The following is a 15,382-nucleotide window of genomic DNA, read 5'->3' as shown; positions in this document are numbered from 1 at the left end:
GTATGGTATTATATCATATTAGGAAAAAGTAAAAGGAAGCGACATCAGATAGAGATTGCGAATAACTTGTGAACGATTTCATAATAATGTTGTTTTTATATAAATGGATAACATATGTAATATAAGATACAAGGAGATAATTATATGAAAGACAAACTAAGTCCAATCCCCTCATTATCTTCAAACTCTGTTTATTTGGGTGTTTTGTTAGCTGTAGTTGGAGGCTTTCTAGATGCGTATACTTTCATCAGTAGGGACGGAGTATTTGCCAATGCACAAACAGGGAATGTAGTATTACTCGCTATAAGAGCAGCTAACGGAGAATGGCATAATGCTTTGCTTTATATTCCACCTATTTTAGCTTTTATGTTAGGTGTTTTAATATCAGAAGTAGTAAAGATTCCTCATATAAGACATGCATTGCATAGTTACAGACGCTCTATTCTTATACTAGAATGTATCGTTTTAATCGTTGTAGGGTTCTTGCCAAAAAGTATCCCTAACATCGTGGTAACAGTATGTATTGCGTTTGTATCATCTTTACAAATCTCTACTTTTAATAAATTAGACAAATGGGTCTACAATTCAACGATGACAACAGGGAATCTTCGAACTGCAACGCAGGCAGGGTATTTAGCATTTATAAAACATGATCAGGAAGAGAAAAAACGATTTAAAGAATTTCTTGTTATTATTCTTTCTTTTATATTTGGTGCACTGGTAGGGACATTTTCTACCACTCATATAGGAAATAAATCGATTTGGATTGCATCAGGAATTTTAGTGATTGCGTTAATTTTGTATCATAAAGATAGAGGGTATTGGAGAAAATCTCAAATGTTAAAATGAAAAAAATTTTGTTACTTTAATCATATTTCACTATTGTATTTCGTCCATTAAAAGCTTCTTCATAAGAGGCATGTGGAACGAAGTGTAGTTTGATAAACAATGACTTTAATTTGACGAAAAATCCTGAGAAAGAGTATTTCTCAGGATTTTTCTTTTCGTTCAAGAAACGCAGTATTTTTTAATTCAAATCTCTAAAGTGGTTGTATCATTTCTGTTTTTTCGTTTCTGTAACATTTTGCTCCTCCGCAAACTCTGTTCCATACGCTAGCGATCTGTTGAAAGTGAATGGTTTTCTTTCAATGGTTTGATAAGTAGCAATGCGATCCATTAAATAGCGATGAACAAAAATTTCTGCTCCTGTAACTATAATGGCTGATAAAATACTTCCCCAAGCAATTTGCATATAGTTGTCTAACAGTACGCTCCCGAAAATCCATACACTCATATAAGTAAAAAGAAAATCAATCATGAGTGCAGCGGTATTTCCAGCTCGGGGCAAGATAATTTGATCTCCTAACATATACGACGCGATAGTAATAAATAAACTAAAGGAAAAGATGTCAACAATTGTTGCATCGAAAAATAAATCCAAACCAATTGCAAAAGCAATCATACAGGATATAAATTTGATAAGCATAATCGTAATATGATTCATCATTTGAACCTCTCTTTTTCTATTTAGTTTGAATGAAAAAAGGGACTTTATGCATGGGAATATAAAATTACTGTATGTAAGGTGTTTTCTAAATATAAGGTTAAAATTTTTTATCTTCTTTTGCTTATCAGAATGTTAAAAAAATACAAAGAAAATGTTATATTAGAAAGAGAAAATTAACATTTTTAGGTAAGGGGGGATCGAGGGTGTGGATTACTTCAGATGTAGAAATTCCAGATGAACTCTTTGATAAACTCGAACAAGGGAAACTGGTTTTATTTGTTGGAGCTGGAGTATCTATGAAAGGCAATTCAAACTTACTAAATTTTGATGATTTAGTGGATGATATTGCGAACGCACTATATGTAGACAAACGTGAGGAAAATGAACCGCATGATTATTATCTTGGGAAAATTGCAAAAACGAAAGATGTTCATCAGATTGCGAAGAACCTTGTTCATGTAGCGGATTCAAAGCCAAATCCATTACACAATTCTATTTTGCAATTATTTGCAACTGATGAAAATGTTCGGATTGTAACTACAAATTTTGATCAGCATTTTTCAACGGTAATTGAGGAGTCAAAACGTAAAGTAAATATATATTACGCTCCGGCACTTCCAACGGGAAGAGCGTTTAAAGGATTGGCATATATTCATGGAAATGTGGAACAAGAAGAAGAAAATTTAATTTTGACTGATGGTGATTTTGGAAGGGCTTACTTAACAGAAGGATGGGCGAGACGATTTTTAATTGATTTATTTTCTAATTATACAGTTTTATTTATTGGATATAGTCATAATGACCCTGTTATGAAATATTTAGCAACGGGATTACCACCAAGTACGAGGCGGTATGCGTTTGTTGCGGGGGGAGATAATACATATCACTGGGAGCATTTAGGGGTTAAGCCTATTGTCTATCCGAATAAGATACAGAATCATCAATCATTAGCAAAAGCAGTGCAGCGATGGGCAGAGTTAATGGGTGATAATTATATTACAAAAAGAACACGAATTCGTGATATCGTAACGGTTCCACCATCTTTAGAACAAGAACAGTTGTCTTATGTTAAACAATCAATAAAAAAGATTGAGACACTTCGTTACTTTGTTGAATTTGCAAGAGACTACGAATGGGTGGAATGGTTAGAAAAAGAAGGGCAACTGCGGATTTTATTTTCAGAGGAAGCTGAGACTTCCGAAAAAGATCAGCTGCTTGCACAGTGGATTGTTGATCATTTTTTAGTAAGCCACCAAAGTGAATTATTTCAGTTAATGTATAAAAATAATACAAAAGTATCAGCTTTGTTTTGGAATACGATATGCACATTTTTAGTAAAGATGGAACAGCCGATACATACAGTTTCGTTTGCAAAGTGGCTTTTATTGTTGTTAGAAAAGGCGAAAAGAAATGAATTTTTCATCGAAAGTCTGCCTTCTTTGCTTCATAAATGTACGTACCCAGAGCATAAAGAAATTATGGTTCTTTTATTCACATGTATATTAGATGGGAAACTAAAATTGAAGCGACTTCGGCAATGGGAACAAGAGATGCAAGATGTTGTAGAGTTAGCAGAAACAAACCATTTGTCATCTGCAACCTTTTCAAAGATGCAGCACATATGGGAAGTGAAAATAAAGCCGCACCTTTCTTATTTTGCTATCCAAATTTTGCAGATTGGATTAGAAAAGCTACAGAGATTAACGCTAACACAACAGGCGCTTCAGATCCATGATTCAGTTAGTGAATCACGAAGTGCAATTGAACCACATGAGCAAGATAGCCAACCGCGTGAATTTTCTTTTTTAATTAATATTGTTAGAGATTGTATGGACTATGTTTGTACCCATTATGAAGATAAAGCAAACTTTTATATTTCTTTTATGATGGAATTTGGGAATACGCTACAAAAGCGAATTGCAGTGCATAGTATGAACCATACTGTTTTCCGAACGCAAAATGAAAAAATAGAATGGTTGTTACAACATCAATTGCTTACTGAAGACTCCTGTAAGCATGAAGTGTTTCAATTGTTAAAGAATCATTACGAACATGTATCTGAACATACGAAAGAAAAAGTGCTGACAACTATAGAGAAACAGTTTGAAGAAAAGACGTGTTATGTGGCATGTAACTTAATCGATTGGCTATATATGTGCGACCCAACTAATGAACGAACGAAACAAACATATGAATTTATGAAACAAAAATTCCTTCATTTTTTATCGAGGCAGTTTCCTGATTTACAAGAAGAGCGGACATTACAACCAATTACATGTAATTTAACAACTGATGGTTTGTTACATATGAATGAGGAAGAAATGATAAGGCAAGTTCTTCAATATTCACAAGAAGGATTGTTTGAGAAACATCATTTTTTAGAAATGCTTTCAAAGGCTTGTAAAACAGATGTACAATGGAGTATTTCTCTTGCATATCAATTAGTTAAGGATAAAGAAGTGAGTAAAGAAGTATGGTTTGTATTCATAAGAGAGTGGCGCAATAATCGGAAATTAACAGATAAACAGATGCAAGAGCTTTTACCATTACTGCATCAATTTGTAAGGCATGATACTTACCATTGGCTCATTAGCAGTTTTCTCTATGAAAAGGGCAATCAGTTAGCAGAATTTCAAGAAGATACAATTCGAGCAATAAAACAGCTTGCATTTTCATTGTTTCCTCACGTTATGAAAGGTGAACAAGGAGGAGGTAAAAAGCAAACGGATTACTATAATGAGGCTGCTTTGCATCCAGTAGGGAAAATAACAGCAGTTTTATTAAAACTTCTAGCGTATGAGCATTTATATGATCGAAATATACATGCTTATTTATATGTATTTGAAGAGCAAATGCAGAAAAAATCATACTACGTAAATATTATGATTACGAGGCTAACAGCAGACTTAACATTTCTCTATCATATCGAGAAGCAATGGTGTAGAAAACATATGATTCCTTATTTAGATTTGCAGAAGAATGAAGAGAAAATAAAGTATGCATGGGCAGGGTTTGTAAATACGCAAATTAATTTGCCTTTATTTATACAAACAAAGAAATATATTGCTTTTGCTGTTCGGCATTTACATTTGTTGAATGGGCAAACACAAGAAGTATTTATGAAATGGTTAAGTCTCGTCTTTTTAAAGTGTATTTTATATTGGGATAAACAACTAGATTGGTTGAACACTCTTTTTATACAGGGAGAAGAGGTAGAGAAGGTAAAGTTTATAGAAAATGTATCGTATTATGTAAAAACTTTGAGCGTAAAAGAACAACAAAAATTTTGGCAAGATTGGCTTGCAGATTTTTTAGTAGAACGCCCTAAAATGAGTATAATAGCAGAGAAAGAATATATTATCTTTTTGCGGTTTGTGTTATACATGGATGTTATCGCTGAAAAAGGGATTGAAACTGTTTTATCGCATTTTTCTATATCTTCATTGCAGAAAGAAAAACAAGCATTGAAGGATTTATTGAAACAGCTGTTGGAAAAAAACGAGTTGATTCATCAAAGTCCTAAAGTATATGCAACATTATTTTTTGTTTTATTAACAAAGATAAATGATGCAGAGTGTATTGAAAATGAAGTGATTCATCTTCGGCAATTGTTTGATGAGATGAAGCTTGAAAATACGTTACTTGAACGTATTCAAAATGAAATGATCCGCATTGGAATGATCAATCGAAATGCAAATGATTCACATTTGTTATTATGAACCATTTGATGCAGTGAGAAAAAAATATAAAAAATAATGAAAAAGTGTTGACATATTTCGAAATGACATTCTATAATACAAATCATACTTAATAAAAACAACGCATTGAAGGGAACAAAGTAGTGTTTATCTCCCTGTTATAGAGAGCTGATGGTTGGTGGAAATCAGTACAAAGGTAAACGTGAATTACAGTCCTGGAGCATCTTTTTCGTAGTAAAGGCAGAAGTCTTTATGAAGGGAAAGACGGTCAAAACGATCGTTAACAATAAAGAGAGGTAGACAAATGTGTCTGCAACTAGGGTGGTACCGCGATAATAATCGTCCCTACTGATTGAATCAGTAGGGATTTTTTCATATATTTCATATGAGAAATTGTTATCAACTTTGCTTTGTTATAAGAAATGAGTTCAGAAAATAGGGAATTTTCAATCCCTTATTATATAATTTCAAAAAGATACAAGGAGGAATTTTTAATGGGAAATCATGAATTAGAAAAATTACGTAAACAGGTGGATGAGATTAACTTACAACTTCTGCACTTATTGAATGAGCGTGCAAAGGTTGTGCAAGAAATCGGACAACAAAAGAAATTGCAAGGCACGAAACGCTTCGATCCTGTTCGCGAGCGTGAAGTACTCGATATGCTTGCAGAGCATAACGAAGGACCATTTGAAACATCTACAGTGCAACATATTTTCAAAACAATTTTTAAAGCGAGCCTAGAACTGCAAGAAGATGATAATCGTAAAGCATTATTAGTTTCACGTAAAAAGAAACAAGAAAATACGATTGTTGATGTAAAAGGTGAATTGCTAGGAAGCGGCGCACAAACGTTCATTATGGGGCCGTGCGCAGTTGAAAGTTTAGAGCAAGTTCGCCAAGTTGCTCAGGCGATGAAAGAACAAGGAATAAAGTTAATGCGCGGCGGTGCGTTCAAACCGAGAACATCTCCATACGACTTCCAAGGATTAGGAGTAGAAGGGCTGCAAATTTTACGCCAAGTTGCAGACGAATTTGATTTAGCGATTATTAGTGAAATCTTAAATCCTAATGATGTAGAAATGGCACTTGATTACGTTGATGTGATTCAAGTAGGCGCTCGTAATATGCAAAACTTCGATTTATTAAGAGCCGTCGGAAAAGTGAATAAACCAGTATTACTAAAACGTGGTTTAGCAGCGACAATTGATGAATTTGTGAATGCAGCAGAATACATTATTGCTCAGGGGAATGATCAAATTATTCTATGTGAACGCGGCATTCGCACATATGAAAGAGCAACGCGAAATACACTTGATATTTCCGCAGTGCCAATTTTAAAGAAAGAAACACATTTACCGGTTGTTGTAGATGTAACGCATTCAACAGGGCGAAAAGATTTACTTTTACCAACTGCGAAAGCAGCATTAGCGATTGGTGCAGATGCTGTTATGGCAGAAGTGCATCCAGACCCAGCAGTTGCTTTATCAGATTCAGCACAACAAATGGATATTCCGCAGTTCCATGCCTTCATGGAAGAGTTAAAAGGATTTAAAAATAAGTTATCATAATGAAATAAATATTGCGTTGATAGGGAAGCAGTAGCATGTATTTTCTTGTTACAGAGAGCTGATGGTTGGTGGAAATCAGTACAAAGATATGTGTGAATTACACCCCTGGAGCATCTTTTTCGTAGTAAAGACGAAAGTTTTTATGAAGGGAAAGACGGTCAAAATGATCGTTAACAATAAAAAGAGGTAGACATATTTGTCTATAACTAGGGTGGTACCGCGCGTATTGTCGCCCCTACTGAACGAAATCAGTAGGGGCTTTTTTATAAAGTGAAACTTCCAGCAGTAGGAGGGTTTATCTCCCACTGCTGGTTAGTTGAACTAATCGGGCTCTTACGGACAGTTACCTCCTACCTATCTTCTTTGACTTCTCAGAATCTTGTGGAAGGAGTCTTACTGTCCGTTAGTGCGGGATAAAATGATAAGGGAGAAATGGAAATGAGATATATAACAGCTGGAGAATCACATGGCCCGCAATTGACGGTTATTTTGGAAGGTGTTCCGGCAGGTCTAAATGTAACTGCAGAAGATATTAATAAAGAGCTACTAAGACGCCAAAAGGGCTATGGCCGCGGAAGACGTATGCAAATTGAAACAGATACAGTGGAAATCGTAAGCGGTGTGCGGCACGGCTATACCCTTGGTTCACCGATTACACTAGTTGTAAAAAATGATGATTTCAAACATTGGACAAACGTAATGGGAGCAGAACCGGTTTCTGAACAGGAAAGTAAAGAAATGAAACGAACAATTACAAAGCCACGTCCAGGGCATGCCGATTTAAACGGGGCAATTAAGTATGGTCACCGTGATATACGTAATGTATTAGAACGTTCTTCTGCTAGGGAGACAACTGTAAGAGTAGCGGCAGGAGCTGTTGCAAAAAAGGTTTTAACTGAATTAGGTGTAAATATTGCAGGTCATGTGCTTGAAATTGGTGGCGTAAAAGCTAACCAAGTTTCACATAAATCATTAGAAGAGATGCAGATGATTTCAGAACATTCGCCTGTTCGCTGCTTAGATAAAGAGGCAGAGCAAGCAATGATGGAAGCAATTGATGCAGCGAAAAGTAACGGAGATTCTATTGGTGGCATCGTTGAAGTGGTTGCAGAAGGAATGCCGATTGGTGTTGGCAGTTACGTTCATTATGACCGGAAATTAGACGCAAAGTTAGCAGCGGCAATCATGAGTATTAATGCATTTAAAGGCGCTGAAATCGGCATTGGTTTTGAGGCAGCCGGGCAACCAGGAAGTGCTGTACATGATGAGATTTTGTGGGATGAAGAAACGGGTTACACACGAAAAACGAATAACGCTGGTGGATTAGAGGGCGGAATGACAACAGGAATGCCGATTGTTGTCAGAGGTGTTATGAAACCAATTCCGACATTATATAAACCATTGGCAAGTGTGGATATTGATACGAAGGAAGTGTTTCAAGCAAGCATTGAACGTTCCGATAGCTGCGCTGTACCGGCGGCAAGTGTAGTGGCAGAAGCTGTTGTCGCATGGGAACTGGCAACTGCGTTAGTAGACCAATTTGGGCAAGATCGTATGGATCTTATTAAGGATAATATTGCTCAGCATAAAAAATACGCGAAAGAATTTTAAAAAGGAGGATTTTCATGAAAGTAAAAGAACAACTACGGGCGCTGCAACCGTATAAACCAGGTAAATCAGCAAAACAAATGCAAGCAGATTATGGTATCCATTCATTTGTAAAATTAGCTTCAAATGAAAATCCATTTGGTTGTTCACCTCGTGTGATGGAAGGTTTACTAAAAGAGCCGAATGAACATGCTTTATACCCGGACGGGGGAGCAGTAGAACTTCGTCAAACGATTGCGGAGAAATTGGATGTGAAAAAAGAAGAAATTTTATGTGGCAGCGGTCTTGATGAAGTCATTCAAATTATTAGCCGAACACTACTTTGCCAAGGTGATAATATTGTGACAGCTGGAGAAACATTCCCGCAATATCGCCATCATGCAGTAATTGAAGGGTGTGAGGTCAAGGAAGTACCGCTGCAAAATGGAGTTTATAATTTAGATGAAATTGCGGCAGTCATGAATGAAAAAACAAAAATTGTTTGGATTTGTAATCCGAATAATCCAACAGGCACATATGTGAATGACCGAAAATTACGTGAATTTATGGAGCGAGTTCATAAAGAAACATTAGTTGTAATTGATGAAGCGTATTATGAATATGTCACAGCGGGTGACTTTCCAGATACCATTTCACTTTTGAAAGAGTATAAGAACCTTCTTATCTTAAAAACATTTTCAAAGGCATACGGATTAGCAGCATTTCGCGTTGGTTATGCAGTTGGAAATGAAGCAATCATTGAGAAATTAAATGTTGTTCGTCTTCCGTTTAATGTATCATCACTTGCACAAAAAGCTGCCGTACTTGCGTGGAATGATGATTCATTTTTACAAAGGATCATTCGTGCAAACCGAGAAGGCTTGCAGCAATATGAAAGCTTTTGTATAGAAAATGAGATTCCATTTTATTCATCTCAAACGAACTTTATCTTTTTACCGTTAGACAATGCTCAGGAAATTTATGAACTTTGTGCACACGCTGGATATATCGTTCGTCCATTTTTAAATGGTGTTCGCATCACAATCGGTACGAGTAAACAAAATGAAGGAGTGATTGCAGTGTTAAAACAACACTTTCATAATAGTAGGTCTCGAGATGAGGCACATGTGTAAAAAAGTTGTATTAATAGGAACAGGATTAATTGGTGGTTCACTTGCTTTAGCAATAAAGCGAGAACACAATGTCATCATTACTGGTTATGACATTCAAAGTGAGCAAGTGGAACGTGCAAAACAATTGAACGTAATCGACGAAGCGGGAGTGAACTTACAAACAATATGTGAAGAAGCACATTTAATTATTTTCGCATCTCCTGTTGAAGAAACAACTAAGTTATTAAAACAACTTGCTTCGTATAAATTACGTGAAGACGTCATCGTGACGGATGTTGGAAGTACAAAAGGCACAATTATGAAAGAAGCAGAAATATTGCTGCCAAACGATGTTACGTTTATTGGCGGGCATCCGATGGCGGGATCTCATAAAACGGGAGTAGAAAGTGCAAAGGCGCATTTATTTGAAAATGCATATTACATTTTAACACCGATGCGCCATGTTCAGACAGAGAAGGTTGAACAGTTAAAAGATTGGTTAAAAGGAACGCGTTCGCATTTTCTTGTGTTACATACGGAGGAACATGATTATGTAACAGGTGTTGTCAGTCACTTTCCCCACTTAATTGCGGCAGGGCTAGTTAAGCAAGTAGAGAAACATGCCGGAGATAATCCGTTGATCCATATGCTAGCTGCTGGTGGTTTTAAAGACATTACCCGCATCGCTTCTAGTAGTCCGAAAATGTGGAGCGATATTGTAAGACAAAACCGTTCTCATTTATTACAATTATTAGAGGAATGGATTACAGAAATGAAGCAACTGCACCAAACAGTTGCAGAAGGAGATGCCGAGGTAATACAAAATTACTTCGCAAAGGCGAAAGAATATCGCGATTCTATGCCTGTCCGCAAAAGCGGGGCGATTCCCGCTTATCATGATTTATACGTTGATGTTTTAGATAAAGTCGGGGCGTTAGCGCATATTACAAGCATACTCGCAAAACACGAGATTAGTATAACAAATTTGCAAATACTAGAAGCACGTGAAGGACTACTCGGGGTGTTACGTATTAGTTTTCAAACAGAAGAAGATCGTTTGAAAGCAACGCAATCTTTACAACACGAACAGTATCAAACGTATGAAAATATATAAAGGAATGAAGGTGCCGTAAATATGAAAACTGTACAGACAGCTATGGAAGGGTTGCAAGGCACGGTTGTTATTCCAGGTGATAAATCAATTTCGCATCGTTCAGTCATGTTTGGCGCTATTGCCCACGGAAAAACAACGATTAAGGGCTTTTTACCAGGAGCAGACTGTTTAAGCACAATCTCCTGTTTTCGTGAGATGGGGGTATCAATAACGCAAAACGGAGATGAAGTAGAAGTAATTGGAACAGGAATGGAAGGGTTACAAGAAGCGGAGCACGTACTTGATGTTGGGAATTCCGGTACAACGATTCGTCTCTTACTTGGTATACTAGCGAATACAAACCTTCATTTCTCCTTGCAAGGTGATCATTCTATCGGAAAACGCCCAATGAAACGTGTTACACAACCGCTTAGCTTAATGGGAGCAGCAATTGATGGAAGAGAAGCCGGAACATATACACCGTTAACGATACGAGGAGGGAATCTTCAAGCAATTGATTATATTTCTCCTGTTGCAAGTGCGCAGGTGAAATCGGCTATTTTATTAGCGGGTCTAGGAGCACAAGGTGTAACAAGTGTTACAGAGCCTCATGTATCAAGGGATCATACAGAACGTATGCTTCAAGCATTTGGCGTACAAGTGAAGAGAGAGGGAACGAAAGTTTCAATAGAAGGCGGACAACGGCTAACAGGAACGAACATTCATGTACCGGGAGATATTTCATCGGCTGCGTTTTTCTTAGTAGGTGGAGCGATTACTCCAAATAGTAAGCTTACATTACAAAATGTTGGAATCAATCCAACAAGAACGGGAATTATCGATGTTCTTATAAAAATGGGAGCAAAATTAGCAATTGAACAATACGATAGAGGTGCCGCAGAACCTGCCGCTAATCTTACAATTGAAACATCAAAGTTAAAGGGAATTGAGATTGGCGGTGACATTATCCCAAGGTTAATTGATGAAATCCCAATTATCGCTCTTGCAGCAACGCAAGCAGAAGGGGTTACGATTATTAAAGATGCTCATGAGCTGAAGGTAAAAGAAACGAATCGAATTGATACAGTGGTAGAAGAACTAACAAAACTAGGAGCACGTATAGAAGCGACCGATGATGGAATGATTATTTATGGAAAAACATCATTAAACGGAAATACCGTAAACAGTCATGGCGATCATCGGATTGGAATGATGCTTGCAGTTGCTGGATGTATTGCGAATGGAGAGACGATGATCCAGGATGCAGGAGCTGTTGGAGTATCATATCCAGGATTTTTTGAAGAGATTGAGAAATTGAAGTTAGAAACCCGGTAGATTGATATAAGATCTATCGGGTTTTCATTTGGGAAATTTATATTTTCTGATTATTGCGTTATATTGTATCTTGCATGTGTAGGTATGAATACGTTGTAGGGGGACACGGGAGAATGGAAGTAATTCAATTATTAGAAGAACAATACCGGGAGGCAATTCGACTATCTGAATATGCCTTTCAATATAAAGTACCAGAAGAACAAATTGAAAAACGTCTTCAGCTTATGAAAAAGTATCATCAAATATTTGGGATATTAGAAGAAAAAGAGCTTGCTGCAAAATTACACCTTATCCCGTTTGAAATATTTTTAGGTGAAGAAAAGTTCAAAATGGGTGGAATTGCGGGGGTAGCTACCTATCCAGAATTTAGACGAAACGGTTATGTAAAAAAATTATTAAAATATGTTTTAGAGACGATGAGACAAGACGGTTATACCGTTTCCATGCTGCACCCATTTTCTGTTTCTTTTTACAGGAAGTATGGATGGGAGCTGTTTGCGAATCGACTTGTATGTTCATTAACAAAAGCGGATTTAATTATGAAAGAACATGTGTCAGGAAGCATCAAACGATGTAAGAAGGAATCTCATTTGAAAGAGATTGAAATCATATATGAGCAATTTGCGAAAAAATATTCCGGTATGTTAGTGCGAGATCGAGAACATTGGTTACATTTTATCTTAAATGCAGCCGTTTTTTTATGATTTCTTTTAATCATTTCGAATGGATATAGAACATAAAAAGCGCTATGTAAAAATGGCGCTTTTTATGTTCGGTAATAATTAAACGGTTCATCAATACTTTCTATATATTGTAGGAATGTGATGGTAATAATAGCTGACGTGTGGATGTGTTACCGATAAGTGAATGGGTGGATATGGCCAAATGAATGGCGTTACAATTCCTACAACGGGACTTATCGTATGAATGGCGGCAACGTGGATGGCAGGGGTTGCTACAGGAGTAACGGTAACAACCCTTGTTGGAAAGAGGTTCATAATAAATTCACTCCAATGGGTCATGTATGCAATAGTATATTCTTTTGCTTGAAATATATTTAGACTTTAGCCTAAAGGTATGTATTTATTAGTAATAATGCTTCAGCATACATCTCAAAGTGTAGTCAAATGTTTATAGAACCCATAGATTTCTGTTTATATTTAATATTATCTATTTTATAATTATTTTAATTAAATCATATTTCTTATCTGGAGGTGGCAATGAAAAGTTATAGATTTTATTCGTTCTGGATAGCTCAAACAACCATTTCGTTAGCTGATGTCGTATATATTATGGTCATTACAACTTTTATTTATCAGAAAACGGAATCTGTATTATTTGCTTCTTTATTTCCTTTTTTGAAAGCTCTTACAAGATTAATAGCTGGTTTGTCAGCACCGCTAATTCTACAAAATACTTCTACGTCAAAAGCACTTGTAAACTTGCAAATAATTAAGAGTATCTTGATTACTTTTTTACTATTAGGGTTTACATTCTTAACTTCTCATATTTATATTTTACTTACTTACATATTGATACTTTCATTCGTTGAAGGATGGGGGAGTCCCTTATTGAATTCTATAGTTCCCAAAATCGTTTTAAAAGAAGAACTTGTAAAAGCGAATAGCTTGTTATCGATCTCCAATCAAGCGGTACAAATTGGTGGCTATACGCTGACGGGATTTATTGTCGTAAAAATGGGGTATACTTCTACTTTACTAATAACGGCTGTCTTTTTATGGATTTCTATAGTTTGCTTATACTTTGCTATTCGCTCTCTGTACAATCAGAAAAGAGAACAGCAAGGGGCATCTAAATGGACCCTTATGAAGGAAGGTTGGATTCATCTTTGGAGTAACTCAACCCTGCGATTAGTTACATTAATGGATGTAATCGAAGGAATTGCAGGTCAAATCTGGGTTGGTACAATCACATTGGTTTATGTAAAAGAAATACTCCACAAAAGAGAACAATGGTGGGGGTACATTAATGCTAGTTATTATATTGGTACAATTTTAGGAGGAATTATTACGATATATCTAGCAAAAAAGATTCAAACAAATCTTGTACTAAGTATGGCAACTGGCTCTTTTTTGTTCAGCATTCTTACTTTGTTATATGGGCTTAGTAGTATGCCTCTCTTATCGCTTATACTCTGTATTGCGATGGGACCGGCATATCAAATACGGGATATAGCACAGCAAACTGCACTTCAAACAAACATAGATGTGACATTACTTCCGAAAGTATATGCTTCTCGTAACGTTCTATTGTCAACAGTTTCAAGCATTTCTATTTTTATAGTTGGAGTTATCGCTGAATATTTTGGTATTAGAATGGTGTATATATTTGGTGCTGTACTAATCTGTATCTCGGCAGGGTTGTCTTTTGTTTTATTTAAAACAAAAAATATGGATTTACAATGTTAAGAATCCTAATTCCTCGATTATAAAACTGAGAAATTAGGATGTAGTTATTTTGAAATGTTAGGTTTTTTAACAGAAAGCTTGAGCAGCAATACTATAAAGTGTATTATTTCTTCTTGGTAATTTCATTGAATTTTTGATCATTACTGGTGGTTGGCTTACTTTTTTAAATCCACATTGTTCTAAGTATGTTATAAATGAATTTTGTTCATCAGGCACATCTATTCTTAGTTTTCCTTTGTAGCCTGTAGCAAGGTGGTGGATAAGGTGAGTAGCTACATCATGATTAAGTGCTACAATGGGACCAAGAATTAAATGAATTGGTCCCTGTATGCTTAATCCATAGCCAACTATATCTCCAGTCTTTGCTTTAACTACTATTTTTTGTTTTGCCTGTTTAATTCTAGATTTAAGAAATACTTTGCTATCTGCCCCGACTGCGCATCGATCTAACTCATATACATCATGAAAATGACTATCAGTTAATGGAAGTATGTCGTAATCACGATTTTTTTCGATACGGTAAAAAGAATGGTTATGATCACTTAATAATTTATGTATACAAGTAACTGATTGAAATCCTAATTTTTCATATAGAGGATAACCTTCTTGAGTTGCAACTAGCATAATTGTGACATTATTAGATACTGTATTAATACAAGCTTGTGTAAGTTTTTTACCTAAGCCATATCCTCTGTAATTTTCATTAACAATTACCATTCCAATAGAAGCTAAGTTATTTCCATAAGGAATAAAGGCTGCGCTTGAAATAATTTCACCCTGAGCTGTTTTATGCCCATATAAAGTACCTACTAATATAATTGTATTGATTTCATTCTCATCATAATCCCAACCAACTGAAGCTGAAAGGGCAATAAGGTCAGGTATATCTTCTATACAAAATTTATATATTTGAAACTCAATTTGACTCTTCAAAACAAATCCCTCCACTTTCTATAGGTCTCAATACATGACAATTCTATTTTATCAATAACTTATATAACATTAAAATCCAAAGGCTAGATAAACAAAGTTAATAGAGTCATTTTATAT

At 35.9% G+C, this 15,382-nt stretch carries 11 protein-coding genes, 1 pseudogene and 2 other annotated features; of the genes and pseudogenes, 9 read left to right on the top strand and 3 right to left on the bottom strand.

The window, feature by feature from the left end:
* The first annotated feature begins 144 nt into the window (after positions 1 to 144).
* Positions 145 to 849 (top strand): YoaK family protein, encoded by a 705-nt coding sequence (locus V7024_RS19350; RefSeq protein ID WP_335522854.1) that lies wholly within the window; start codon positions 145 to 147, stop codon positions 847 to 849.
* 205 nt (positions 850 to 1,054) lie between these two features.
* On the opposite strand, the gene V7024_RS19345 is transcribed toward V7024_RS19350, so the two are convergent.
* Complete coding sequence (locus V7024_RS19345; protein WP_335522858.1) at positions 1,055 to 1,504, bottom strand: YndM family protein; 450 nt, start codon at positions 1,502 to 1,504, stop codon at positions 1,055 to 1,057.
* Positions 1,505 to 1,710: 206 nt separating this feature from the next.
* Here V7024_RS19345 and V7024_RS19340 point away from each other — a divergent pair, with 206 nt between their 5' ends.
* The 7 genes and pseudogenes from V7024_RS19340 to V7024_RS19310 form a co-directional block, all read left to right on the top strand.
* On the top strand, positions 1,711 to 5,226 hold the full coding sequence (locus V7024_RS19340; protein WP_335522852.1) for a DUF4020 domain-containing protein: 3,516 nt from the start codon (positions 1,711 to 1,713) through the stop codon (positions 5,224 to 5,226).
* Between the two features lie 96 nt (positions 5,227 to 5,322).
* Positions 5,323 to 5,555 (top strand) — a binding site (T-box leader).
* A gap of 144 nt (positions 5,556 to 5,699) precedes the next feature.
* On the top strand, positions 5,700 to 6,776 hold the full coding sequence (locus tag V7024_RS19335; protein ID WP_335522850.1) for a bifunctional 3-deoxy-7-phosphoheptulonate synthase/chorismate mutase: 1,077 nt from the start codon (positions 5,700 to 5,702) through the stop codon (positions 6,774 to 6,776).
* A gap of 7 nt (positions 6,777 to 6,783) precedes the next feature.
* Positions 6,784 to 7,016, top strand: a binding site (T-box leader).
* Positions 7,017 to 7,214: 198 nt separating this feature from the next.
* On the top strand, positions 7,215 to 8,387 hold the full coding sequence (gene aroC, locus V7024_RS19330) for a chorismate synthase (protein WP_335522848.1): 1,173 nt from the start codon (positions 7,215 to 7,217) through the stop codon (positions 8,385 to 8,387).
* Between the two features lie 14 nt (positions 8,388 to 8,401).
* The gene (gene hisC, locus V7024_RS19325) at positions 8,402 to 9,496 is read left to right on the top strand and encodes a histidinol-phosphate transaminase (RefSeq protein WP_335522846.1); all 1,095 of its coding nucleotides are present in this window, start codon (positions 8,402 to 8,404) and stop codon (positions 9,494 to 9,496) included.
* Positions 9,489 to 10,589 (top strand): prephenate dehydrogenase, encoded by a 1,101-nt coding sequence (gene tyrA / locus V7024_RS19320; protein ID WP_335522856.1) that lies wholly within the window; start codon positions 9,489 to 9,491, stop codon positions 10,587 to 10,589. Before hisC ends, tyrA begins: the two co-directional genes overlap by 8 nt.
* 21 nt (positions 10,590 to 10,610) lie before the next feature.
* A complete protein-coding gene (aroA, locus tag V7024_RS19315; RefSeq protein ID WP_335522844.1) occupies positions 10,611 to 11,903 on the top strand; it encodes a 3-phosphoshikimate 1-carboxyvinyltransferase in 1,293 nt (430 codons plus the stop codon).
* Between the two features lie 113 nt (positions 11,904 to 12,016).
* Positions 12,017 to 12,583, top strand: a pseudogene (locus V7024_RS19310) (GNAT family N-acetyltransferase); the annotation flags it as partial.
* Between the two features lie 114 nt (positions 12,584 to 12,697).
* Here the strand turns inward: V7024_RS19310 and V7024_RS19305 are convergent.
* Complete coding sequence (locus tag V7024_RS19305) at positions 12,698 to 12,901, bottom strand: hypothetical protein (RefSeq protein ID WP_335522842.1); 204 nt, start codon at positions 12,899 to 12,901, stop codon at positions 12,698 to 12,700.
* Between the two features lie 222 nt (positions 12,902 to 13,123).
* On the opposite strand from V7024_RS19305, the gene V7024_RS19300 reads away from it, so the two are divergent.
* Positions 13,124 to 14,332 (top strand): MFS transporter, encoded by a 1,209-nt coding sequence (locus tag V7024_RS19300; RefSeq protein ID WP_335522840.1) that lies wholly within the window; start codon positions 13,124 to 13,126, stop codon positions 14,330 to 14,332.
* Between the two features lie 66 nt (positions 14,333 to 14,398).
* Here the strand turns inward: V7024_RS19300 and V7024_RS19295 are convergent, their stop codons facing one another.
* Positions 14,399 to 15,265 (bottom strand): GNAT family N-acetyltransferase, encoded by an 867-nt coding sequence (locus V7024_RS19295; protein ID WP_335522838.1) that lies wholly within the window; start codon positions 15,263 to 15,265, stop codon positions 14,399 to 14,401.
* Positions 15,266 to 15,382 lie beyond the last annotated feature (117 nt).

It is taken from the genome of Bacillus sp. JJ864 (assembly GCF_036963045.1).
GTDB lineage: Bacteria > Bacillota > Bacilli > Bacillales > Bacillaceae_G > Bacillus_A > Bacillus_A pseudomycoides_C.
This window is presented reverse-complemented; position numbering and strand designations above follow the sequence as displayed.

Excerpts from the sequence above, each read along its gene's own strand:
- V7024_RS19350 (WP_335522854.1), top strand. The coding sequence starts at position 145 with ATGAAAGACAAACTAAGTCCAATCCCCTCATTATCTTCAAACTCTGTT.
- V7024_RS19345 (WP_335522858.1), bottom strand. The coding sequence starts at position 1,504 with ATGAATCATATTACGATTATGCTTATCAAATTTATATCCTGTATGATT.
- V7024_RS19335 (WP_335522850.1), top strand. The coding sequence starts at position 5,700 with ATGGGAAATCATGAATTAGAAAAATTACGTAAACAGGTGGATGAGATT.
- aroC (WP_335522848.1), top strand. The coding sequence starts at position 7,215 with ATGAGATATATAACAGCTGGAGAATCACATGGCCCGCAATTGACGGTT.
- hisC (WP_335522846.1), top strand. The coding sequence starts at position 8,402 with ATGAAAGTAAAAGAACAACTACGGGCGCTGCAACCGTATAAACCAGGT.
- tyrA (WP_335522856.1), top strand. The coding sequence starts at position 9,489 with ATGTGTAAAAAAGTTGTATTAATAGGAACAGGATTAATTGGTGGTTCA.
- aroA (WP_335522844.1), top strand. The coding sequence starts at position 10,611 with ATGAAAACTGTACAGACAGCTATGGAAGGGTTGCAAGGCACGGTTGTT.
- V7024_RS19305 (WP_335522842.1), bottom strand. The coding sequence starts at position 12,901 with ATGAACCTCTTTCCAACAAGGGTTGTTACCGTTACTCCTGTAGCAACC.
- V7024_RS19300 (WP_335522840.1), top strand. The coding sequence starts at position 13,124 with ATGAAAAGTTATAGATTTTATTCGTTCTGGATAGCTCAAACAACCATT.